This window comes from Deefgea piscis (assembly GCF_019665785.1).
GTDB lineage: Bacteria > Pseudomonadota > Gammaproteobacteria > Burkholderiales > Chitinibacteraceae > Deefgea.
Window position 1 is genome coordinate 498,389 of sequence record NZ_CP081149.1, and the last position, 21,931, is coordinate 520,319.

The 21,931-nt window shown below is 48.5% G+C and carries 21 protein-coding genes; 8 read left to right on the forward strand and 13 right to left on the reverse strand.

The window, feature by feature from the left end:
• Positions 1 to 65 precede the first annotated feature (65 nt).
• The 3 genes from K4H25_RS02430 to K4H25_RS02440 all read right to left on the reverse strand — a co-directional run bounded on the left by K4H25_RS02430 (position 66) and on the right by K4H25_RS02440 (position 3,337).
• The gene (locus K4H25_RS02430; RefSeq protein ID WP_221021854.1) at positions 66 to 1,703 is read right to left on the reverse strand and encodes an NAD(P)/FAD-dependent oxidoreductase; all 1,638 of its coding nucleotides are present in this window, start codon (positions 1,701 to 1,703) and stop codon (positions 66 to 68) included.
• 147 nt (positions 1,704 to 1,850) lie between these two features.
• Positions 1,851 to 2,498, reverse strand: coding sequence for a thiol:disulfide interchange protein DsbA/DsbL (locus tag K4H25_RS02435; RefSeq protein ID WP_221021855.1), 648 nt, complete (start codon positions 2,496 to 2,498; stop codon positions 1,851 to 1,853).
• A 116-nt stretch (positions 2,499 to 2,614) separates the two neighbouring features.
• Entirely contained in the window at positions 2,615 to 3,337 is a 723-nt protein-coding gene (locus tag K4H25_RS02440; RefSeq protein ID WP_221021856.1) for an SPOR domain-containing protein, read from the reverse strand.
• A 279-nt stretch (positions 3,338 to 3,616) separates the two neighbouring features.
• On the opposite strand from K4H25_RS02440, the gene K4H25_RS02445 reads away from it, so the two are divergent.
• The 4 genes from K4H25_RS02445 (at position 3,617) to K4H25_RS02460 (ending at position 7,667) form a co-directional block, all read left to right on the forward strand.
• Complete coding sequence (locus K4H25_RS02445; protein ID WP_221021857.1) at positions 3,617 to 4,081, forward strand: YehS family protein; 465 nt, start codon at positions 3,617 to 3,619, stop codon at positions 4,079 to 4,081.
• Between the two features lie 147 nt (positions 4,082 to 4,228).
• Positions 4,229 to 5,617 carry an argininosuccinate lyase gene (gene argH / locus K4H25_RS02450; protein WP_173532894.1) on the forward strand — a complete coding sequence of 463 codons (1,389 nt, stop codon included), beginning with the start codon at positions 4,229 to 4,231 and terminating at the stop codon, positions 5,615 to 5,617.
• Positions 5,618 to 5,849: 232 nt separating this feature from the next.
• Positions 5,850 to 6,317, forward strand: coding sequence for a GNAT family N-acetyltransferase (locus K4H25_RS02455; protein ID WP_221021858.1), 468 nt, complete (start codon positions 5,850 to 5,852; stop codon positions 6,315 to 6,317).
• Between the two features lie 303 nt (positions 6,318 to 6,620).
• Positions 6,621 to 7,667 (forward strand): oxidoreductase, encoded by a 1,047-nt coding sequence (locus tag K4H25_RS02460; protein ID WP_221021859.1) that lies wholly within the window; start codon positions 6,621 to 6,623, stop codon positions 7,665 to 7,667.
• Positions 7,668 to 7,705: 38 nt separating this feature from the next.
• On the opposite strand, the gene K4H25_RS02465 is transcribed toward K4H25_RS02460, so the two are convergent.
• From K4H25_RS02465 to K4H25_RS02480, 4 genes are all read right to left on the reverse strand, one after another.
• Positions 7,706 to 8,797, reverse strand: a complete 1,092-nt coding sequence (locus tag K4H25_RS02465) for a patatin-like phospholipase family protein (RefSeq protein WP_221021860.1) — start codon at positions 8,795 to 8,797, stop codon at positions 7,706 to 7,708.
• 82 nt (positions 8,798 to 8,879) lie between these two features.
• Positions 8,880 to 9,665: a 3-hydroxybutyrate dehydrogenase gene (locus K4H25_RS02470; protein WP_221021861.1), complete on the reverse strand. Its 786-nt coding sequence runs from the start codon at positions 9,663 to 9,665 to the stop codon at positions 8,880 to 8,882.
• 94 nt (positions 9,666 to 9,759) lie between these two features.
• Positions 9,760 to 10,536 (reverse strand): copper homeostasis protein CutC, encoded by a 777-nt coding sequence (locus K4H25_RS02475; RefSeq protein WP_221021862.1) that lies wholly within the window; start codon positions 10,534 to 10,536, stop codon positions 9,760 to 9,762.
• Positions 10,537 to 10,568: 32 nt separating this feature from the next.
• Positions 10,569 to 10,730 (reverse strand): hypothetical protein, encoded by a 162-nt coding sequence (locus K4H25_RS02480; protein ID WP_221021863.1) that lies wholly within the window; start codon positions 10,728 to 10,730, stop codon positions 10,569 to 10,571.
• An 89-nt stretch (positions 10,731 to 10,819) separates the two neighbouring features.
• Between K4H25_RS02480 and K4H25_RS02485 the strand changes: the two genes are divergently transcribed.
• On the forward strand, positions 10,820 to 12,112 hold the full coding sequence (locus K4H25_RS02485) for a tryptophan--tRNA ligase (RefSeq protein ID WP_221022850.1): 1,293 nt from the start codon (positions 10,820 to 10,822) through the stop codon (positions 12,110 to 12,112).
• A gap of 147 nt (positions 12,113 to 12,259) precedes the next feature.
• Positions 12,260 to 13,282, forward strand: coding sequence for a GTP pyrophosphokinase (locus K4H25_RS02490; protein ID WP_221021864.1), 1,023 nt, complete (start codon positions 12,260 to 12,262; stop codon positions 13,280 to 13,282).
• 724 nt (positions 13,283 to 14,006) lie between these two features.
• Here K4H25_RS02490 and K4H25_RS02495 read toward each other — a convergent pair.
• A complete protein-coding gene (locus K4H25_RS02495; RefSeq protein WP_221021865.1) occupies positions 14,007 to 14,327 on the reverse strand; it encodes a VOC family protein in 321 nt (106 codons plus the stop codon).
• Between the two features lie 290 nt (positions 14,328 to 14,617).
• Between K4H25_RS02495 and K4H25_RS02500 the strand changes: the two genes are divergently transcribed.
• Entirely contained in the window at positions 14,618 to 14,839 is a 222-nt protein-coding gene (locus K4H25_RS02500) for a hypothetical protein (protein WP_221021866.1), read from the forward strand.
• A gap of 10 nt (positions 14,840 to 14,849) precedes the next feature.
• Positions 14,850 to 15,980, forward strand: coding sequence for an FUSC family protein (locus tag K4H25_RS02505; protein WP_221021867.1), 1,131 nt, complete (start codon positions 14,850 to 14,852; stop codon positions 15,978 to 15,980).
• Positions 15,981 to 16,031: 51 nt separating this feature from the next.
• On the opposite strand, the gene K4H25_RS02510 is transcribed toward K4H25_RS02505, so the two are convergent.
• The 5 genes from K4H25_RS02510 to mutM all read right to left on the reverse strand — a co-directional run bounded on the left by K4H25_RS02510 (position 16,032) and on the right by mutM (position 21,827).
• Positions 16,032 to 16,592, reverse strand: coding sequence for a GNAT family N-acetyltransferase (locus tag K4H25_RS02510; protein WP_221021868.1), 561 nt, complete (start codon positions 16,590 to 16,592; stop codon positions 16,032 to 16,034).
• Positions 16,593 to 16,806: 214 nt separating this feature from the next.
• On the reverse strand, positions 16,807 to 17,325 hold the full coding sequence (locus K4H25_RS02515) for a hypothetical protein (RefSeq protein WP_182076118.1): 519 nt from the start codon (positions 17,323 to 17,325) through the stop codon (positions 16,807 to 16,809).
• Positions 17,326 to 17,980: 655 nt separating this feature from the next.
• Entirely contained in the window at positions 17,981 to 18,559 is a 579-nt protein-coding gene (locus K4H25_RS02520) for a hypothetical protein (RefSeq protein ID WP_221021869.1), read from the reverse strand.
• Positions 18,560 to 18,925: 366 nt separating this feature from the next.
• Positions 18,926 to 20,923 (reverse strand): dynamin family protein, encoded by a 1,998-nt coding sequence (locus K4H25_RS02525; protein ID WP_221021870.1) that lies wholly within the window; start codon positions 20,921 to 20,923, stop codon positions 18,926 to 18,928.
• Positions 20,924 to 21,011: 88 nt separating this feature from the next.
• Complete coding sequence (mutM, locus tag K4H25_RS02530) at positions 21,012 to 21,827, reverse strand: bifunctional DNA-formamidopyrimidine glycosylase/DNA-(apurinic or apyrimidinic site) lyase (protein WP_221021871.1); 816 nt, start codon at positions 21,825 to 21,827, stop codon at positions 21,012 to 21,014.
• Positions 21,828 to 21,931: the final 104 nt, after the last annotated feature.

Here is a 21,931-nt window from a genome sequence, read left to right on the forward strand (position 1 = left end):
TTTGCCCAGTAAAAGCCAGTATGGCCTTGTAGTCATGATTAAATAATGCCTACAAGGCTATACCCTTATTTTAAGAGATCCAGCGCCAATGCCTCGGCGACCTTAATTCCATCCACCCCAGCCGATAAAATCCCACCGGCGTAGCCTGCGCCTTCGCCAGCGGGGTAGAGACCGCGCACGTTGAGCGATTGGCAATCGTCGCCACGGGTGATACGCAGTGGTGAGGAGGTGCGGGTTTCAACGCCGGTGAGCACTGCATCGTGCATATCGTAGCCACGGATTTTTTTGCCAAAGGCCGGGAGTGCTTCGCGCATGGCGCTAATGGCGTAATCGGGTAGCGCGCTAGCCAGATCTGTCCAGTTCACGCCGGGTTTGTACGATGGCTCGACTGCGCCGACGCCGCTTGAAGCGCGGCCAGCGAGAAAATCGCCGACCAATTGCGCTGGTGCGTTGTAGTTTTCGCCACCCAGAACATAGGCTTGGCTTTCGAGCTGGCGTTGGAATTCAATCCCAGCCATAGCGCCGCCGGGATAGTCGCTTGGGTTGATGCTGACTACCATGCCGGAATTGGCATTGCGCTCATTACGCGAATATTGACTCATGCCGTTGGTGACGACGCGGCCGACTTCAGAAGTTGCGGCAACAACCGTGCCGCCCGGGCACATACAGAAGCTATACACCGCACGGCCATTGGCGGCGTGGTGCACCAGTTTATAGTCTGCTGCGCCGAGTACTGGGTGACCGGCATATTTGCCCCAGCGTGCTTGGTCGATCAACGATTGTGGGTGTTCAATTCGAAAGCCGACCGAGAATGGCTTGGCTTCCATAAAGACGCCGCGATGGTGCATCATTTCAAAACTATCGCGCGCGCTATGGCCCAGCGCGATGACCACGTGCTCGCTGAGAATTTCATTACTTGGTTGGCCTTCTATGCCGATTTCGGTGACGCGAACCCCACGGATTTGCTTGTTGCCGTCGGGTGTATCTTCGAGGATAAGATCGTCAACACGCTGCTGAAAGCGAATCTCGCCACCGAGTGATTCAATCTCGGCGCGCATTTTTTCGACCATGCCAACGAGTTTAAACGTACCAATATGCGGTTTGGCAATATATAAAATCTCATCCGGCGCGCCAGCTTTAACAAATTCATTGAGTACTTTGCGACCGAGATGGCGCGGATCTTTGATTTGGCTGTACAGCTTACCGTCTGAAAACGTACCGGCGCCGCCTTCACCAAATTGCACGTTCGACTCGGGATTGAGCGTACTTTTGCGCCACAGGCCCCATGTGTCTTGCGTGCGCTCACGCACCTTTTTACCGCGCTCGAGCACAATCGGTTTAAAGCCCATTTGCGCCAAAATCAGCGCAGCAAAAATCCCGCATGGGCCAAAACCAACGACGATAGGGCGCTGCGAGCTGAAGGACGCAGGCGCTTGGCCGACAAAGTGGTAGCGCGTGTCGGGCGTTGGCAAAACGTGCACATTGTTTTTAAATTGCGCCAGTAGTTTGCTTTCAAGCGCGCCAACGTCCAAATCAATGATGTAGGCCAGCAGCATATGGCCTTTACGCGCGTCAAAGCTGCGTTTAAAGACGCTAAAGCTATTGATGTCGGTTTCTGCGATGCCTAAATACGCGGCGATGGCGGTTTTGAGTTCGGCTTCAGTATGATCTAGCGGTAGTTTGAGTTCGGTAATGCGGAGCATGTTGTCCTTCCGGGTTGAGGTTTATTCAACAGAGTATTAGTCGCTAGCCCATAATGGATAAAGGCTAGCTTGATATACGTTGATTCAATAAAAAAATACGCCACGCTACTTCTAGGCAGCGTGGCGTATTTTATCAGGATTAAAGGCTTATTTCTTTTTTGGCGCTTTACGATCTTTGGCGATCAACTCATCGACCATTTTGGTCACAGTGGCATCTTCCGCACCGACCATCGCTGGGCTAGTTACCCATTTACCGTTAACAACAAACATCGGTACGCCGTCAACTTGATAGTCTTGAGTGATTTTTGTTAGGTTTTTCAATTGCATTTGGGTTGAGAAGCCATTGTAATTGGCTTTAAATTTGGCAACATCGATGCCTTGTTTTTTAACCCATTCTAGCAATTTGGCTTCATTGCGTAATTCGATGCGATCTTTTTGCACGGCCTTCATAACGGCTTGCTGGTATTTGGCGTCTAAACCCATGCCTTGCAATGCGAGGAAGATCTTGGCGTGGCCTTCCATATCATTGCGGCCATCCCACATCACGTGAACACGGCGGAAATTAACGTCTTTAGGCAGTTTTGCTGCCCAAGCATCCACATAAGGTTCGATGGCAAAGCAGTGTGGGCAGCCATACCAGAAGAACTCGATCACTTCGGCCTTGCCAGGAACTGCGACTGGCATGGGTTTGGCCATGGCTTTGTAATCTTTACCTTCGGTAAAAGCAAAAGCCGCGGTGGCGCTCATTAATGACGCTGCGACGACGATTGTTTTAATCCAGTGCTTTAACATCATTTTTCCTTAGAAAAGAGTGGGTGTGGGGGATTGAGGCTTTATTTGGGATTGGGGATGGGGCAGATTTGCCCGATCCCGACTTGCTGCTTATCCCTAAGGTATTCGCGCTGCTTGGCTCAATTGGCTTTCATAATGGCACTATCAATGCCGTTGGCTTTAAGTTGACCGCGAACTTTATCTAAATCGGCGCTTGAATTAAAGGGACCTACGCGCACACGGTGCCAAATGCCTTTGTCAGGAATATCTGAGGTGAGAATGCGCGATTCAACGCCCAATAAGGCGAGTTTGGCTTTTAGATTATCGGCATCGCCTTCGTCTTTAAAAGCCCCTACTTGTAGCCAAGCATTTTTATTGGCGTCTGCTTTTGGTGTCGCAGCGGGCGCAGCGGTTGGGCTGGCGCTGGTTTTTGGGCTGGCTGTTTTGGCAGGCGCTGGCGTGCTGGCTACAGCAGATTCTTCGTTGAGCTCAGGCAACACTTTATAAAAATCAAAACGCTCGCCACTGGCGTTGGCGCTCGCGGGTTTGCTGGCAGCAGTGCTGGCTGGCACTGGGTTGAGCGCGACTTCTTTGCCATTGCCAGGCAACAAGACTTCTGGTGGCGCGACGGCGGCTTCTGGCGCTGAGCTCACAGCGTCCGCTGGGATGGTATTGCCATTTTTAAACGGATTACCACTGCGATTTAAATACAGCGCCACGGCGACCGCAATGGCAATACCGACAAATAAACCCAGTAGCAAACCGGTGATTAATGAGCTGCCGCCACTTTTACGTTGGCTATTGGCACGGCTGCTGCTGGCATTGCGGTTACTACTGCGAATGGGTTTCATATCACGGCTCATGGCTTACTCTGTTCTCCGGCGGATAAGGCCTTTTTATCGCACAGCAGGGTATTGAGCACTGTGCGAAATTGATTCTACGAATCGCGTGATTCTACCGCGCTTTGCAAGTTCCAGCAGCGCATTATCAACACAACGCTAATAAGGCTAGCTGCATCGGCAGAAAAACGACAGGGTAAGCCGCCGTTTTATCGCCGCCGACGGCATTGGCCGGTGATTGCACACGGCGAAGCGCAGCGCAGCAGGTACAATGGAGTCACTCTGAATGAAAGGATTGCAAACATGTTAAATAACGACGTACTGCGTAGCATTCGCTATATGCTCGATTTGAGCGATGCCAAATTAGTCGATGTACTGCAATTGGCTGGGCAAACTTTAGATAAAGCCACGATGATGGCGTTTTTAAAGAAAGAAGAAGAGCTCGAATATCAAGAATGTGATGATGTCACGATGGCCAATTTTCTCGATGGTTTGGTGTATTTTCGCCGTGGCAAAGACGAAAACCGTCCGGCATTACCGATTGAATTGCCTGTCACCAATAATCTGGTGCTCAAAAAATTGCGCGTCGCTTTTGAGCTTAAAGACGATGATATTTACGCGATGTTGGCTGAGGCTGGATTTGAAGTGTCAAAACCTGAGCTATCGGCGTTATTCCGTAAAAAAGATCACAAGCATTTTCGCCCTTGCGGCGATCAGTTCTTACGCAATTTCCTGAAAGGCTTAACGCTGCGCGTTCGCGGTCGATAAGTGGCTGCTGGTGTTGGGTGTCTCTTTGTCGTCGTAATGAGCGCTTAAAGTGAGCTGTTTCTGGCGCATGTAGCAAGTCGCGTGCAGGTTTTGCTCGGCTATCGTTATAATCGCTTTTATTGTTCCAACTATTTCTGGATTTTTCGCATGTCCGAATCTGCAAACAAAGCTTGGTCTGGTCGCTTTAATGAACCAGTGAGTGAATTGGTAAAGCGGTATACCGCATCGGTATTTTTTGATAACCGCATGGCGGAAGTCGATATTCAAGGCTCACTCGCGCACGCTGGGATGCTCAATCAAGTGGGGGTTTTATCGGATGAAGATTTGCGTTCGATTCAAAGTGGTATGGCGGATATTTTGGATGATATCCGCGCCGGCCGTTTTGAATGGAGTTTGGATCTCGAAGACGTTCATATGAATATCGAGCGCCGTTTGACCGATAAAATCGGTGATGCGGGCAAGCGTTTGCACACGGGTCGTTCGCGTAATGACCAAGTAGCCACCGATATTCGTTTGTATTTGCGCGAAGCGATTGATGTGTTGCTGCGCTTGGTGCGCGAACTGCAAAAATCCTTGCTCGATTTGGCCGAAAGCAACGCTAGCACCGTAATGCCTGGCTTTACTCATTTGCAAGTGGCGCAACCGGTGACTTTTGGTCATCACATGTTGGCCTATGTAGAAATGCTCGGCCGTGATGCCGAGCGTTTGGTCGATACCCGTAAGCGTGTCAATCGCATGCCTTTAGGTTCTGCAGCATTGGCCGGAACGACATTCCCGATCAATCGCTCAATCACCGCTAAATTATTGGGCTTTGAAGGTATTTGCGAAAATTCACTCGACGCAGTGTCAGATCGTGATTTCGCGATTGAATTTACTGCCGCTGGCGCTTTGATCATGACGCATTTATCGCGTCTTTCTGAAGAACTGATTTTGTGGATGAGCCCACGATTTGGCTTTATTGATATTGCCGATCGCTTTTGTACTGGCTCTTCGATCATGCCGCAAAAGAAAAACCCCGACGTGCCAGAACTGGTTCGCGGTAAAACTGGCCGCGTGAATGGCAGCTTGATTTCATTGCTGACTTTAATGAAGGGCCAGCCATTGGCCTACAACAAAGACAATCAAGAAGACAAAGAGCCGCTATTTGATACCGTGGATACGCTCACCGATACTTTGCGGATTTATGCCGACATGATGCGCGGTATTACCGTGAAGCCTGATGCGATGGAGCGTGCGGCTAAGCAAGGTTTTGCCACGGCAACCGATTTGGCTGATTATCTGGTCAAGCGCGGCTTGCCGTTCCGTGATGCGCATGAAGCCGTGGCTTTGGCGGTACGTTACGCTGAGCAAAAACGCCAAGATTTGTCGGATTTAACCTTGGTTGAATTGCAAAGTTTTTCTTCCTTAATCGAAGAAGACGTTTGCCACGTGCTGACATTGCAAGGCAGTTTAGAAGCGCGCAATCACGTTGGTGGCACCGCGCCGTTCCAAGTTTTAGTTCAAGTGGCGAAATGGCGTGAGCGTTTAGCCTGCTAACATTACTTTACCGCCATTAAAAAGCATCATTGATCCTTATTGATTAAGGAAAATGGTGCTTTTTTATTCTGGTGTGGTTTATTACTGAGTGAATCCGCTAGTTTGATTTGAGCACCAGAATGCTTTTATCGTACGATGAAATTTATGCGAATGATTGCAGTCGGTGTTGCAGTGTTTAATTGGTTTTAATTATTGATTTAATTGATTTAATTGATTTATTTCGAGTTTAATTATGGAAATCGTTTGGCGCTGGCAAGCTTTTGCGGCTTTTGATACTGCAACATTGTTTGAATATTTACGGCTAAGACAGCAAGTGTTTATTGTTGAGCAAGCCTGTGCTTATGCCGATATGGATGATTTGGATTTAGTTTCAACGCATTTATTGGCGTATTGCGATCAGCGCATCGTCGCGTGCTTACGCTTGGTGCCGCCGAGTTTAAAATACGCCGAGCCTTCTTTGGGACGCGTGATTATATCGGCAGATTTCCGTGGCACAGGTCTAGGGTATCAGCTCATTAGTCAGGGTTTAAAAGGAGCTATAGAGCAATACCCAGAGAAAAATAATAAAATTGGCGCTCAAGCGCATTTGCAAAATTTCTATGCAAAAAGCGGCTTTGTCACTGTTTCTGAGCCTTATCTTGAGGACGATATTTCTCATGTTGATATGCTATGGCATTATTCACCAGATACCGGCGCTTAAAGCTGCGTGGTTTCAGATGACTTCAATGGTTTTTAAAACGGCATTATAAATTTAAAGTCTTGAATTCATTATTGAATTAATACTGAGATTCTGAATTTTTTGTCAGCAATAATGCAAATTGACAATGAATCTGCCTGCGGAATTAACTTAGCGACAAGGCTTTTTTTTTACGTTATAAGCATACTCAGAGATTCATATTAAAGACGTTCGTCGATCGGTTTGTTTACATGGTTCACCTCGTTTGATGGGATTGTAAAGCCGGAGGCGGCGACGTTTTGCCATAAAACTTTTGCACGAGTACTTATGCCAAAGACCAAAACTTTGCGCGTAGGCCTGATTGGTTATGGCTACGCGGGTAAAACTTTTCATGCGCCACTGATTAATGCCACGCCAGGACTCAGTCTGGTCGCCATTGCCAGCTCGCGTCCAGCGGATGTATTGGCCGATTGGCCGGATATTGTGGTGAAAACCGAGCCAGACCGTTTGTTGGCGCATCCCGGTTTAGATTTAGTTGTTATTGCCGCCCCCAATGACGCGCATTACCCCTTAGCCCGCGCCGCGATTGCAGCGGGCAAGCATGTGGTTATTGATAAGCCTTTTACTTTGAATGTGCGTGAAGCAGAAGACTTATCCGTGCGCGCCGAGCAAGCGGGTTTATTGCTGTCGGTGTTTCATAATCGGCGCTGGGATAATGACTTTATTGCCTTGAGTGAAACACTGCAAAGTGGCGTTTTAGGCGATGTGGTTGAATTTACTTCGCGTTTTGATCGCTACCGCCCTGAGGTAAAAGCGCGTTGGCGTGAAGCCAATGTAGCGGGTGCTGGGCTGTGGTATGACTTAGGACCACATCTCATTGACCAAACATTACAGCTATTTGGCATTCCCAATGCCGTAACTGCCGATTTGGCTTTGCGCCGCAGTGGTGCGTTGGCAGTAGACGATTTTCATGTGATTTTGCACTACCCAAAAATGCGGGCGATTTTGGCGGCGAGCACCTTGGTCAGCGGCGGTACGCCGCGCTTTTTGGTGCAAGGCTCACAAGGCGCATGGTCGGTGAATGGGCTTGATGCCCAAGAAACTTGGCTAAAAGCTGGATTGCTGCCTGAGCATGCAGCTTGGGGCGACGATCCTCGGCAAGCGCAGCATTTTCAAAGTCAGAATGATCAAATTTCAGTCAAAGCCTTGCCTTTACCCACCGGCAATTATGCGGCGTATTACGCCGGGGTTCGTGACGCCTTGCTGGGCTTAGGAGAAAATCCAGTGACGGCGGCGCAAGCGCGTAACGTCATGCGGATTATTGACTTAGCCATTCAAAGCGACGCGCAAGGTTGCCGAGTGACGGTGCTGTAAAACAGGCCAGCGGCATGCTGGCCTTGCTGCTGGCTGCCTTAGGCCGCAGCCAGTCGTTCGGCTAAAAACAGCCGTGCTTGTTGCTCACCATCTTGCATTAATTTTTGGATGTTTTTGGGGCTGCGATCGAGCTTGCTTTCATAATCTAAAGTGCTTTGCAGTGCCTCAGACATCTCCAGAAATGGAATATGGTAGGGGCGAATATCGTCGCTGCTGAGGCAACGCGGTAGCTTGATCGGTTCTGTTACGCCGTTTTTGGCTAAAAACTCCGGAGTAAACGCTTGATTAAGCAGTAATTCATTAAGCGTGCGTATGCTGGTGAGCTGCTGAAATAACGACATATTGCCGATCATTTCATTGCGTCGGTCGCTAATCGCCTCAGGGGATTTGGGCACTTCTTTGCAGCCATTGGGATTGATTTTAATCACCCAAATTTCATCCGGCAGATTGTTTTCGCCAACGTAAACCGGTTTGATCACTTCATCAACTGGCGGGTTGTCAGAAAACAAACCATCCCAATACGCGTGGCCATCAAATTCAACCGCTTCAAAAATATTCGGCACCGCGCACGACGATAAAATATGCTCGACGCGAATCGCCTCGGTGCGGGAATTAAACTTCGCCAATTGCCCAGTTAACACTTCGGCCGCACCCAAAATCAGTGCAGGCATTTCGGTATTAGCACCCATGGCTTTGAGTTCAGCAAAATCGATATGCGATTCGAGCAAGGAACGAAAGTCGGTAAAGTTTGGCCGAAATTGCTTGCCGGTCATGCTGCTCATCATTTGCATTAAGGGCGAGTAGGGGCTGATATTAAATTGCGGCATTTGCCCGCTATTCACCTTACGCATCGCGTCCACTAAGTAATTATTGAATCTTAATTCGGCATCCGATTGCGCGGTATTATCGGCCCACAAATCGAGCATGCGCTGTGGAATGTAAGCGTCTTTTTTTAGTATGGCGTACCAAATCAGCGTGGCGCACAACGCGCCGCCCGAGGTGCCGGTAATGCTAACTAATTCATAGTGCTCGGCAAAACCATTGTCGTATAAGGCTTTGAGCGCACCCGCAGTAAAAGCGGTTTGGCTGCCGCCGCCTTGGCAGGTGATCGCGATTTTCTTTTTGCTCATAATTTTTCCTCGGTGTTATCCGCATGTTCGGCTGTTACACATACGTTCTAAGTCGCTTGAAACAGAGATTCAGTGATTCAGATTAATGCGCAGTCCAGCCGCCATCGACCGGCAGTGCGGTACCGGTGATTGAGCGCGCGCCATCGCTGCATAAAAAACTGGCTAAGGCGCCCAGTTCATCGACTTCAACAAAGCGTTTGGTCGGCTGTGCGGCGAGCAACACGTCGCGAATCACCGCTGCTTCGCTAATGCCACGCGCTTTGGCGGTATCGGGGATTTGTTGCTGCACCAGCGGCGTCATTACATAGCCGGGGCAAATGGCATTGGCGGTAATGCCGTGCTCGGCCAGCTCCAGCGCCACGGTTTTAGTCAGCCCGAGTACGGCGTGTTTTGACGCCACATACGCCGATTTATAGGGCGAAGCGACTAAGGCATGCGCCGAGGCGATATTGATAATGCGCCCCCAACCGCGTGCTTTCATGCCGGGAACAGCAAGGCGGATGGTGTGAAAGGCAGCAGATAAATTCAGCGCGATAATTAAATCGTATTTTTCGGGCGGGAAGTCTTCGATCGGGCTAACAAACTGCATACCGGCATTGTTAACCAAAATATCCACGCGGCCACATAGCGCGTCGATTTGCTGCATTAAGTCTTCCACTGCCGCGGTTTTACTTAGATCGGCAGCGATAAAATGCACAGGGGTGGCAAATTCGACGGCTAAATTGGCGCGGATGGATTCAATTTGCGCCGGATCGCCTAAACCATTGAGAATAATCGTCGCGCCTTGCTGGGCTAAAGCGCGCGCAATGCCCAGACCAATACCGCTGGTTGAGCCCGTAATCAAAGCAACTTTATTTTGAAGAGACATGATTTATCCTGCGCGAGTTGGCATACATAACAACATACAGCAAATGCGCAGGATAAGTAGATAGTTGCGAAAGTTTTACGTCAAACTGTAGACATTAATTGCGTAGCGCTGCGGTATTTTGCGCATTGCTGAGTAATTCACGCACCAGTTGCGGATCGGTTTCCACCACGCTGTACTCATCTTGCCCCGGCGCGCCCATTTTAACGTTGGGATTACGGTAAACCATGCCACTTGGGAACGGCGCACGGCCTGAGCTATGAAACTCATTACAGCCAGTTGCTGCCACTAGTTCGGCGATATTGTGGCCACGCACGCCAGCGCCCGGCATGACGATCAATCTGTCGCCAGCTTGCGCTTGCAGTTGCTGAAGTAAAGCCGCACCTTCGAGTGCACTGGCTGCTTGGCCGCTAGAGAGCAGTCGAACGCAGCCCGCGCTAATGATGTCTTCTAGCGCTTGCACCGGATCGCAAGCCACATCAAAAGCACGGTGAAACGTCACTGGCATCGGTGCCGCCAGTTCAACCAAGCGTTTGGTGCGGGGTATATCGATGCGGCCATCACTGGTTAATAGGCCGATGACAATACCATCCACCCCTATCTTTTTACACGCCAATACATCGCGCTCCATCACTTCAAATTCCAAATCGCTATACAAAAAATCGCCGCCGCGTGGGCGGATGATCACGTTCAAAGTAATCCATAAGCGATCGCGCGCTGCGGCGAGCTGGCCATACGATGGCGTGGTGCCGCCTTCGAGCAAATTGTCGCAAAACTCAACGCGCTGCGCGCCGCCTTCTTGTGCTGCAAGGCAGGACGTCACCGAACCGGCGCAAATTTCGAGGGTGATGGCAGAGTGAGCAGTGGCGTTCATCGTGGCGAGTCCAATTGAAATAAGTGCTGTGATTATCGGCGACTTAGCGCGCTTTGTGCGCAACGCGCTGCGCTGAAATTACCAAAATCCACCAGCGCATCAACAAAATCTGCGCTAGAGCAAGCCCAAGCGCGATAACGGTTGACGGTCATGGCCAGCCCAAGTTGTTGCATCCACTCGCTGCGTCTTGGCATAAAGCAGCGGCAAGCGCACTGACGCTATGGTTTTGCTGCGCCGCCTGCTAGACTTGCCGCCATTGTATTGCGTGATGATTAAAGGATTTGTGATGAGTTTGCGTGTTTTAACGGGCATTACCACGACGGGTACACCGCATTTGGGTAATTATGTGGGCGCGATTCGCCCGGCGATTGTGGCCAGTCAACAGCCCGATAGCGACTGCTTCTTTTTTATGGCCGATTATCACGCGCTGATTAAGTGCGATGATCCCGCCCGCATTGAGCGCTCGCGCCTTGAAATCGCCGCCACTTGGCTCGCTGCGGGGCTAGACCCTGAGCGCGTGACGTTCTATCGCCAATCGGACGTGCCTGAAGTGACTGAACTCAACTGGCTGCTCACTTGCGTCACCGCTAAAGGGCAAATGAACCGCGCCCACGCCTACAAAGGCGCAACCGACGCCAACGAAGCAGCCGGTGAAGATCCCGATGCGGGCATCACCATGGGCTTATTCTGCTACCCGATTTTGATGGCCGCCGATATTTTGCTGTTTAACCCGCATAAAGTGCCGGTTGGCCGCGATCAAATTCAGCACATCGAAATGACTCGCGACGTTGCCGCGCGTTTCAATCACTTATTCGGCCAAGGCAAAGATTTTTTCGTGCTGCCCGAAGCACACATTGAAGAACAAGTCGCCACGCTGCCGGGGCTAGACGGTCGCAAAATGAGTAAATCGTACGACAACACCATTCCGCTATTTGAAGGCGGCGCTAAAGCGCTCAAAGACGCCGTAGCGAAGATTGTCACCAACAGCTTATTGCCGGGTGAGCCCAAAGACCCAGAATGCCATTTGGTGACGATTTACGAGGCGTTTGCCACACCAGAACAAGCTGCGGCCTTCCGCGCGCAACTCGTTGCGGGTCTGGGCTGGGGCGATGCGAAAAAGCAACTCGTTGAATTGATCGACGCGCACGTTGGCCCAATGCGCGAGAAATACCAAGAACTGATGGCGCACCCTGAGCAAATCGAAGAATTGCTGCAAATCGGTGCCGCCAAAGCGCGCGCGATTGCTGCGCCACTACTTAAGCAAGTACGCGAAGCCGTCGGCCTGCGCAAAATGAACGCGCTACCGGCAGTCAAAGAAAAAGCCGTCAAAATCGCCTTGCCAACGTTCAAGCAATTCCGCCTTGAAGACGGCCAGTTCTACTTCAACTTCAGCGATGCCGCCGGGCGTTTGCTATTGACGAGTTCCGGCTTTGCCTCAGGCAAAGACGCGGGGCAATGGGTTGGTCGCTTGAAAAAAGAAGGCATCGCCGCCTTGCCTGACGCGCCAGTGGCCTTGGCCGAAGGCGTGAGTGCGGATGATGTTGCAGCGGCGCTTGTGGCGTTGATGGTGGAGTGATGAGATTGGCGCAATGCTGTGGCGTTGCGCCTTATTAGTTTTCAGCATGCGCTTTGGGTTTGCTTTGAGTACCTTTTACGAGCTAAATGCATAGTTGCGCAGATGTGTATTTATGTATTACTAATCTCAAAATGTAGGAATATAAAATTGGATAGCTCATTAAATAGAGTATGGAAAGATAGACCTGAAATGATTCGTTGCTTTTACGAAAAGCTTCCAATTCATCAACGACTTTGCGACGAAGTTAAATATATTCTTGAGCGGAAAATAAAATTGTTAGGTGTTGAAATTGGACATTTGACTTCAAGAGCGAAAACGTTAACGAGTTTTTGTGAAAAAATTGAACGGAAAACATACAAAAATCCATTTGAAGAAATTACAGATTTTTCAGGTGTAAGAATTGTCTATTTGTACGCATCTGACAGGATTAATTTGGAAAGGCTAGTTGAAGAAGAGTTTGAAATCCATGAAAAAGTAGATAAAGTTAGTGATCAAGGTGTAGAAAAATTTGGTTATGGTGCTCTTCACTATATTGTTAGTTTAAAAGAACTGCATGCTGGAGCACGATACGACGATTTGATGGGTATGAATTGTGAGATCCAAATTCGGACAATTCTTCAAGATGCTTGGGCAATTGTTGCTCATCATTTGTCTTATAAGCATGAAGAAGATATTCCCAATGAGTTAAAGCGAAAGCTACACGCGCTTTCAGGTTTGTTTGAGACTGCAGATGATCAGTTTGAAAGAATTAATAATGAAAGAATTAAATATCAAGAAAAAATAAGAGAATCTATTATTATTAACCATGATTTGTCACTGGAGGCAGAGGTTAATCTTGATAGCCTAATGGGGTATATATCTTGGAGGTTTCCTGATAGAGAGGAGATCTCTATGGATTCGGTTGCTGATTTATTGGAGGAGTTAAATAAATTTGGATATAAGAAATTAATAGATGTAGAGAAAATGATCAATAGATCGTTGGATGCTGTTTTAGCCGCTGAAAAGAAATATCCACCAAGTGATTCGGAATGTTTTGAGCCTGTTGAATTTAATGGAATAGGCTTAATAAGGAGTGCGTTAGATTTTATGAATGAAGATTATCGAAAATCAAGGCAATCTGATTATTTAGATAAAAAAATGTCGTTTGAGTTTTTAAAGTTGCTTAAATAGAGAGTGGCAAGTAGGGCGCACTCAAAGCGAAGCGTAGTGCGCCGCATTATGTATCAAACCAAACAACCGCCCGATTAACCCCGGCGGTTTTGTCTTTTATGCGGCTGCGCCGCGTCGGTTTTTGGTGCGCGTTCCGCCGCGCTGGCAGGTTAGGGGCTTTGCTTCTGCAAACCCCCTAACAACCCAAAGCAGCCCCCGGTATCTGCGCCGACTGCGTCGGTGCCCTCGCTGTGGACAATCGAGGCGGTTGCGATCAAAACTCGGCCTGCGGCCTCAAACAATGAGCGCAAAAACCCCGCCCCGCTTGTTCCTCGCTCGGCTTGATACAGGGGATGAGCAGCCCCTGACCGACGATCAAGACGATATTAAGATGTATTGCCAGCAAAGCTTTGCTGTTCAAAGGCTAGATCGAGATACATCATTAATCGCGTACGTCGCAATGCTTCTGTAGGGCGACAATAAGCGAAGCGCATTGCGCCGCGCGGAGGGTGTATTGTTAGCTAGACCTTGTTTTTAAATAACTGTATTTAAATACCTAGGTAGGGTGTGCAAATCTTTGATTTGCTCACGCGGGTTCGGTGCTGATTGGTTTTCTCTATGTTGAATTCATCGCATTAGGTGCGCAAATCCCTGCGGAATTTTCACACCCTGCAATGCTGATGCATCAAACAAACCCGCCCGATCAATTCCGGTGGTTTTTTATGCAGCTGCGCCCCAAAGTTTTTTATGGCTGGTAATTGGTGTCTGGCCATGTTTCATTAATTTCATTCGCTTGGTGCAGACTCGCAAATCGCTCCCAAACAATGCCATTCACATCGGTGTCCATCGTGAATTCAGTGGCGTTGGGATCTTCCCAGCCTAAGTGCCTCAGTGAGCCTGGAGCGCGTGTGATGTCTTGGCGGATTGAGATATTGAGCGTTTCGGTTCTCCAGAGCGCGTATTCACCAGGAATGACTAAGCAAGGTGGCGCATTAAAACGCAGGGAGTAATCTTGGATCGTTTCTTCGATTTTTTCAGTCGAGATTGCAATGTGAAGTTTCTTCATGTCTTCCCCTTTACACGGTTTGTTTTTAGTAGATTCAAATTATCTATTTGGCATTTTATCACCGTGTAGCATCATGGTTTGGGCTAAGCATGCGCAGCCAACGTTTACCGCGATTCAACAACCGCCAGATTAACCTCGGCGGTTTTGTTTGCGGCGGCGCAGCGTGGATTGTGATGCGCATTTCGCGGTGCGGGTAGCTGATGTATTGTTAGCTAGCTCTTGTTTTTAAATGGCTGTAATTAAATACCTAGGTAGGGTGTGCAAATCTTTGATTTGCGCACGCGGGTTCGGTGCTGATTGATTTTCGCGGTGCTGAATTCATCGGATTGGGTACGCAAGTCCATGTGGGATTTTCACACCCTCGGAGCAACAACATCGCTGGGGTGATGGTTGATGGTTTTTGCCTACGCCAGCAGGTTTTTGTTGCGTATTTCGTGCCACGCCATGGCCTACAATGGTTTGTTTGGGTGATTGATGTCGGTGTTGTTTGTCGGGCGCTAGGTTTTTTCTAAGGAAATGCGCATGCAATGTTCATTTTTAAATCAATTAAAAACAATTCGTGCGGATTTAAATCAGGCTTGGCTCAATATAAAAAACAATGGGATTTCATTATTGGATGTGGCCGCGTCGGTGTGTTCGGTGGCGCTGGCGATTTATATTACTTATTTATTTAATTTTGAATATTCAATGTGGGCGGCTTTTAGCGCTTATGTGGTGATGCGGCCTTTTTTTAAACAAACTTTAAGTCGTGGTTTATTAAGGATTGCCGGTACTTTATTGGGCGGAGCGTGTGGCGTTGTCTTGGTATTGTTATTTCAACGCGAATTAAATGTATTCAGCGTTTGTCTGATCTTTTTTATTGTGAGTAGCGCATCGGCTTATTATGCCAATGTGGTTTCTGATCAATATAATTATGCGGTGCTATTTTTTGGCCTAACGTTTACTTTAATTGTGGGCTACGCATTTGCTGAGCCACAGCAAGATATTTTGCAGATTGGCTTGATGCGTGCTGCCGATGTGATGGTCGGGTCGTTGTCGACGATTTTTGTTTCGGCGGTATTGCAATTGGCAACTAAAAATCGCGCAATGCCCATTTCGCATCCAATTCCTCATTTACCTTTATCCCCAACACCAGCGCCGCTTTATTCAGATCATCAACAATATCTGCCTTTTGCGCTATTGGCGGGCGGGGCCATTGCGCTAACGCCGTTATTGGTGTTGTTGGGCGGGCAATTGATTTTTATTCAGGCGGCAGTGAGTATTTTGGCGGTGTCCAATCAGCCACGGGTGGCGTCTAGTGATTTGCCTACGGCTTCGATGAAAAAAATTATTTATCGGGCGCTAGGATGTTTTTTTGGGGCGTTGCTGGGCATGGGGTTTAATTATATTTGCGTGTATTTTTCGTCTTATGCCTTATTAATGCTACTGACTTTAGTCGGCACGACGGTGGGCAAAATCTTGCAAGATAGTAATGCCGATTCGTCGTATATGGGCGCGCAATTTGCGGTGGGTTTGTTAATGGTGAGTGTGCATGATTCGGCGGCGCTGCTTAATGATCGTTACGGCGTGCACCGATTTTTGGGCGTGATGTTGGGCATGGCGATTTTGGCAGGCATGCTGGCGCTCTTTGCGCCACGGCAGAAGCTCGATTAGCCGCGTATTCGGGGTGCTGGCTCGCAAGGCGGTGCAATGCTGTCGGTGATTTTATCCTTCGCGACGCCAAGCCGACTGGCTTAAACGGTAAAGACAATGTGCTTGCAATGGATGCCCTGCGGGAACTTTGGGGTGCATAAAGTTTTGCGGCTCGCGCTGCATGCCCAGCCTTTGCATAACGGCTTGGGAGGGATGGTTGCTCAGCGCGGTAAAAGCCACAATCTCTGTTAGTTTTAGATGGTTAAAACCAAAGGCCAATGCCGCCTTTGCGGCCTCGGTGGCATAGCCTTTGCCCCAATGGGCAAAAGCCAGCCGCCAGCCAATTTCTACGCATGGAGAAAACGGCAGTTCAGCGTTTGGCCTGTTTAAGCCGGTAAAACCAATAAACTCTTGGGTTTCTTTGAGCGCTAGCGCCCAGAATCCCCAGCCATTTTCGAGAATCTGCGCCATGATTTTTTGCTGCATTGCCGCACTGGCCTGAGCATCTATCGGCCCTAATAGCATGTTCATCACTTTGGGGTCGGCACTCATTTGAGCAAATGGCTCGGCATCACTGATCTGCCATTGGCGCAAAATAAGACGTTCGGTGCTTAAAGTCAGGGGTGAAGACATAATTGGTTTTCTCGCTGCGTCGCTTTGGGGCAGCGTTTCGCCGCTTAGCGGTGTGGGGGCGTGATTCGCGTGTAATTAGATTTGGATTTTCAACGATTTTGGCGGGTTTGGCTTAAAGGCTAACCCGCACGATGCTACTGTTTTTGCTTAAACCAATGGGTATATTTTTAGCAGTATTATTTAATAGTGGCTAGATGAATATACCCTTGAGTAATTATTTTAGCTTGGCGTCGTTTGCAAATTGAGCGAGTAGATTTTGTACTGCAGGCATAAAGGCTTGTGCCGTTTGATTGCAGGCGGTTTCGCCGTAAAAACTGGTGGTGTATTTGTAGAGTTCTTGCTTGGTGGCCGAGTTACCGTTGCTCGACGACATGGTGAGCGACAAAGTCCACAAGCCAGCCATTGAATCAAATTTCACTTCGTCGAGTACGCCGCTCAGTACTAGAGGCGATTGTGCGTCATACGCGCCAGCAAGTTTCAATTCGTCTTTGACTGCGCCGCTCACGTAGTCAGCAAAAGTTTGATTGTCTGGCGTTTTAATTGGGCCGACACCACGGCACATGATTTCGGTTTGCGCGGCTTGTTTGGCGCTAAATGGCGCAACGTTGAATTTTTTTTGGCTATCGCGGTAAGCAACCACATTGTCAGCTTTCACTGAATATCGTTGCACGGTATAGGTTGAGCAGCCACTCATTAAAACGACCAATCCAAGTAATGACAAATTGCGTAACATAATTGAAAAATTCTACTGTTTTTTGTAAGGATATGAATTATGCAAATGCATACCCTAAATCGCAATATTTATTTGTCATCTGTTGGCAAACTTCGCAACCTAAATCAACGGCTTTTGCCTAGGATCTGTTGATGATTGGTTTCCCGCCGCGCTGGAGCGCTTTTCGCGGCGAATCAAGGCGTTGTAAGCGACGCATAGCATTCTATGTGAGCTTGCTACAGCGCTGAGTCTCCGCGAAAAGCGCCCAGCCCTTTGGGTTTGGCGGCTTTTGGCCTGATGCTGCGTTACAAAGCGCTGGCGTAGAATGACTACGCTGCGCGCTTCGTGCCTTGCTTCAGGCCAAAATCCGCGCAAACGCGGTTGGCAAACCAAACGCCAACAGACCCTAGACTTTGCGCTTGGAGGTGTGATGAATAAAAGCCGAACTCGGGATGATTATTCGCGGCGTTTGATGCGGGTGGTGCAGTTGTTGTGGCAAGACCCAACGCGCAATTATTCGCTGGAGTACGTGCGATTAGCGCAGCTAAATCGCACATATGTAATTATTGCAATTCAATATCAGAGGGAGGCGGGGAAGTATCTGATTTCGCTATCCTCTATCGTGATTACTACGAAGTCTGTGTGCGCAAATAAAGCTTTGTGCATGCACTCGATTTTATTTTTTAAAAAGACCATCTTTTTGCATAGATTCAACTATCCTTTTGGCGAAAATAGGGGCGGAATAAATTTTTATAATTTCATCTTTTCGTAATTTTTCATTTGATTTTGTCGTTTCATAGGTGTTCAATGAGTATGAAGTACTCGACCAAATAAGTTGTTGGTTAGTTATATCGGTTAGTTTTAATGAATAGTCGACGCGTACCCAGCATTTAGGACTGCAGTTGGCAACCAGTTCATTGACAGGGGTAATTTCAAGATTGTATTTTGATTCTGAGCTAAGCTTTGACTCGAATAATTTTAATTCTGTATCGATATTTCCAGGAAATTCTTTTCTAAGCTCTTCCAAATGCTCTTTGAGCATATAGGCTACATATATTTTATCGTTTTGCGTAATTTGTGGTGTATAACCTTTGGCTGATTTTGTTATGTTAATCGGCAGTTTAGTTTGAGTTTCTAGTTTAATATTTAAAGAGTTAATTTGCGCCTTATATGCGGGATTGATATAGTTTGGCTGTTTCGATGCGCACCCAATTAGCGCCAATAAGGATAATGTCACACAGATTGTTGTTTTCATGATTTCAGGTTGGTAGTTTAATGGGTTGCAAAATTTGAAACCAATAATACAAATATACAAAACGAAAATACAAGTTATTTCTTATTTATTAACCATTTTGCAGTATCAATCGGAAGAGGCATCAAAATCGTATCCGTATCCGTATCCGTATCCGTATCCGTATCCGTATCCGTACCGGTGCTAGTGTTGCGGAGGTGACTGACAACAACGTTCCGCGCACTTAAACCGATGGATACGTCATCTGAATAGCTCCCGTCATTATTAGGTATAGGCGTCTAGGTCTTTATTGATTTGCCTTAGCGAGCAATACCTAGCGGCAATAAAAAACGCAGCCGATTGGCTGCGTTTTGCTTGGGCGTTAAAAACTTATGCGGCTTTAGCGGCGAACACTTGCATTTCGGCTTGTAGCGCGCCGTAGACTTGGCGCAATTTGCCGTTCAGCTCGGTGATTTGTTCGGTGAGCTGGCGGTTCATTTCTTCCAATTCTTGGATGCGATCTTCCAGCGTGGTGGTGGCGTTGTGAATGCGTTTAATGCTTTCAAGGCGACGGCGCAGTTGCAATTGATGTTCGCGCACCTGCGTTTCCATTGGCGCCATCACCGCTTTGAGCCAGTTTTCAACGTCGCGGTTGGCGACTTCAAATACGTAGACCACGCGGCTGGCGACGGTTTCAAAGAATTTGCGCGTTAAACGCCCTTGGCTGGTGGTGAGTAATTTGCCAATGGTATTGAAATGCTCGCGGAATGATTTTTCTAAACGGGCGAGTTCTTTGTGGTATTTCAGCGTTGAAAACGGCGGTGGCGTCACTTGGCCAAGACCGTGCTCTTCGCTGAATTTTTTATACATCGCCGCCATCATCGCTTGGATTTCGGCAACTTGTTCGGCCGATTTGGCAATCGAGCCGTTTACGTCAATAAAGAAATTATCCATCGTCGAGCGTAAACCGCCTTCGCCAAACGAGAACAAGCTACGGTCCATTTGGTCGCGGATGCGTTCGATTTCGGCTTTGAGCGCTTCTTTACCCAGTAGCGAAAACAGCTTATTGGTTTGCTGGCTAAAGACCGAGCGTAGCGCTTGAAAGCGCACCAAGCCTTGTTCAAAGTGTTTTTTGTCTTCGCTGACTTTCACCATCATTTGTGCAATGACGTCTTGGTTTTTACCGCGTAAACCGGTTAATTCGGCCAGTTGCTCTTGGACACCGTCTTGGCGCGCTTGCAAAATAGAACGAATCGCCGAGACTAGGTCTTCGACTTCGGTTTGGGTGGCATCGCGAACGATGTCTTGCTTGCCGGGCAGGAGATCATCCGATAGCGCGCGTTCAAGCACGCTTAAGCAGGATTTTTGCAATAGCGCATCGTCGTTTTGTACTTTGGCCAGCAAGGCTTTTTGTGCCGAAACCGGGTAAACCTGGCTGCTTGGCATCGCCAATAATTCAGCGGTGGTTTTAACTTGTTTGGCAATTTCGGCGTCGATTTCAGCACTGGTGCGTAAATCATCCCACAGGCCGTCGATTTTATTGAGCACGACTAAGCGGCCGCGTTTGCCGCTTTGATTGCGAACAATGTGATTGCGCCAGACTTCGATATCCGACTTGGTTACGCCGGTGTCGGCGGCCAAAATAAATAAAATCGCGTGCGCGTTGGGTAGCAAATTGAGCGTGAGTTCAGGCTCGGTACCGATGGCGTTTAAGCCGGGCGTATCCAGAATCACCAAGCCTTGTTCCAGCAAGGGATGCGGGAAGTTAATCATGGCATGGCGCCAGCAGGGGATTTCAACTTCGCCATGTACGTCGAGCGCCACGACTTGATCGGGATCGCTTTCGTCGTAAAGTCCAAAGCGCTTGGCGGTTTCAACGCTGACGCGCTGTGTGCGGCCGATTTCTTTAAAGGCTTCTTGCATCGAGTCGGCGTCGTCAATATCGAGGGCAATGCTATGCCATTCATCGGGGTAGCGACGATATTCAACGGTGGTGACGTTATTGCCGCGGGTTTCGATCGGTAGCAATTGCAAGCTCGGAATTCGGCCAGCATCAAATAACAGTTCAGTCGGGCACATGGTGGTGCGCCCGGCTGATGAGGGCAAAATCCGCTTGCCATAGTGGGCAAAAAAGATAGCGTTGATCAGCTCGGATTTACCACGCGAGAATTCAGCCACAAAGGCAATATTGAGTTTGTCTTCTTTTAAGCGCTCGAGCAGTCCTTGAATTCGGAGTGTGGTTTGCGAATCATTGAGGTCTTGCTCGTTTAACCAGCGCGATAATTGCGCAATCGATTGGCTTAAATGACCACGCCAAGCACTATAGGCTTGAAAGTCAGCGACTAAATGGTCGTTGGCAGCTACAGGCTGTAGATCGTCGGTACTCATACTGTCCCCTTGCGTGAAAACGCGTGCTCAGCGGGTTGGTCCCGCTTTAATATATTAGAATTGCTGGGCGTGACTTACCAGAGGTTTATTAAAGCTGGCAGTTGTTGCAATAAAACGTGGCGCGTTGGCCTTGGCGCAGCGTGTTGATCAGACTGCCGCAAAGTCGACACGGCTCGCCAGTTCGACCATAGACATAGCTATTGAGCATGAAATAGCCATGATTACCCTCACTATCGACATAATCCTTTAAAGTGCTGCCGCCTGCAGCAATCGCTGCATGAAGTGTTTCTTTTATGGCAGCGACTAAGCGTAATCGTTCCGCAGTGCTTAAACTTTGCCCGGGGCGCGTAGGGTGGATTTTGGCGCGAAACAGCGATTCGGAAGCATAGATATTGCCAACGCCAACGACGACATGATTGTCCATGATCAGTTGCTTGATGGCGGTGCGGCGTTGACCGATTTTTTGCTGTAAAGCCAGCGCATCAAAGGCGTCAGAGAGCGGCTCTGGGCCGAGTGATTTGAGCAATGAATGCTCATCTATTGGGGTATCGCACCACAACCAAGAGCCAAAGCGACGTGGATCGTGATACCTTAGTCTTTTGCCGTTATCTAAAATCAGATCAATATGATCGTGTTTTTCTGCTGGATACGCTTCGGTGAGAATGCGTAAGCTACCTGACATGCCCAAATGAATAATCAGCGTGCCATGCTTAAATCCCAGTAGCAAATATTTGGCACGGCGGCCTATGCTGTTAATAGTCTGGCCACCAATCAGGCTGGCTAAATCAGCGGGAACAGGCCAGCGTAAACGGCCATTGCGAACGATGAGTTCGCTGACTTTGGCATTGAGTAAATGATCGTGAATACCACGGCGAGTGGTTTCTACTTCGGGTAATTCTGGCATGGTGTGGGCTCGATTAAAGCGAATCTATGCGGTATAGCGGTGTGCTGTACTTGCGAGTTTGGACTTTCGCCCCCAGTTTACCTAATATCGCGTCTTAAACTTTC

Bases quoted from the DNA above. Each gene is read 5' to 3' on its own strand.
- K4H25_RS02430 (WP_221021854.1), bottom strand. From the start codon at position 1,703: ATGCTCCGCATTACCGAACTCAAACTACCGCTAGATCATACTGAAGCC.
- K4H25_RS02435 (WP_221021855.1), bottom strand. From the start codon at position 2,498: ATGATGTTAAAGCACTGGATTAAAACAATCGTCGTCGCAGCGTCATTA.
- K4H25_RS02440 (WP_221021856.1), bottom strand. From the start codon at position 3,337: ATGAGCCGTGATATGAAACCCATTCGCAGTAGTAACCGCAATGCCAGC.
- K4H25_RS02445 (WP_221021857.1), top strand. From the start codon at position 3,617: ATGTTAAATAACGACGTACTGCGTAGCATTCGCTATATGCTCGATTTG.
- argH (WP_173532894.1), top strand. From the start codon at position 4,229: ATGTCCGAATCTGCAAACAAAGCTTGGTCTGGTCGCTTTAATGAACCA.
- K4H25_RS02455 (WP_221021858.1), top strand. From the start codon at position 5,850: ATGGAAATCGTTTGGCGCTGGCAAGCTTTTGCGGCTTTTGATACTGCA.
- K4H25_RS02460 (WP_221021859.1), top strand. From the start codon at position 6,621: ATGCCAAAGACCAAAACTTTGCGCGTAGGCCTGATTGGTTATGGCTAC.
- K4H25_RS02465 (WP_221021860.1), bottom strand. From the start codon at position 8,797: ATGAGCAAAAAGAAAATCGCGATCACCTGCCAAGGCGGCGGCAGCCAA.
- K4H25_RS02470 (WP_221021861.1), bottom strand. From the start codon at position 9,665: ATGTCTCTTCAAAATAAAGTTGCTTTGATTACGGGCTCAACCAGCGGT.
- K4H25_RS02475 (WP_221021862.1), bottom strand. From the start codon at position 10,536: ATGAACGCCACTGCTCACTCTGCCATCACCCTCGAAATTTGCGCCGGT.
- K4H25_RS02480 (WP_221021863.1), bottom strand. From the start codon at position 10,730: ATGCCAAGACGCAGCGAGTGGATGCAACAACTTGGGCTGGCCATGACC.
- K4H25_RS02495 (WP_221021865.1), bottom strand. From the start codon at position 14,327: ATGAAGAAACTTCACATTGCAATCTCGACTGAAAAAATCGAAGAAACG.
- K4H25_RS02505 (WP_221021867.1), top strand. From the start codon at position 14,850: ATGCAATGTTCATTTTTAAATCAATTAAAAACAATTCGTGCGGATTTA.
- K4H25_RS02510 (WP_221021868.1), bottom strand. From the start codon at position 16,592: ATGTCTTCACCCCTGACTTTAAGCACCGAACGTCTTATTTTGCGCCAA.
- K4H25_RS02515 (WP_182076118.1), bottom strand. From the start codon at position 17,325: ATGTTACGCAATTTGTCATTACTTGGATTGGTCGTTTTAATGAGTGGC.
- K4H25_RS02520 (WP_221021869.1), bottom strand. From the start codon at position 18,559: ATGAAAACAACAATCTGTGTGACATTATCCTTATTGGCGCTAATTGGG.
- K4H25_RS02525 (WP_221021870.1), bottom strand. From the start codon at position 20,923: ATGAGTACCGACGATCTACAGCCTGTAGCTGCCAACGACCATTTAGTC.
- mutM (WP_221021871.1), bottom strand. From the start codon at position 21,827: ATGCCAGAATTACCCGAAGTAGAAACCACTCGCCGTGGTATTCACGAT.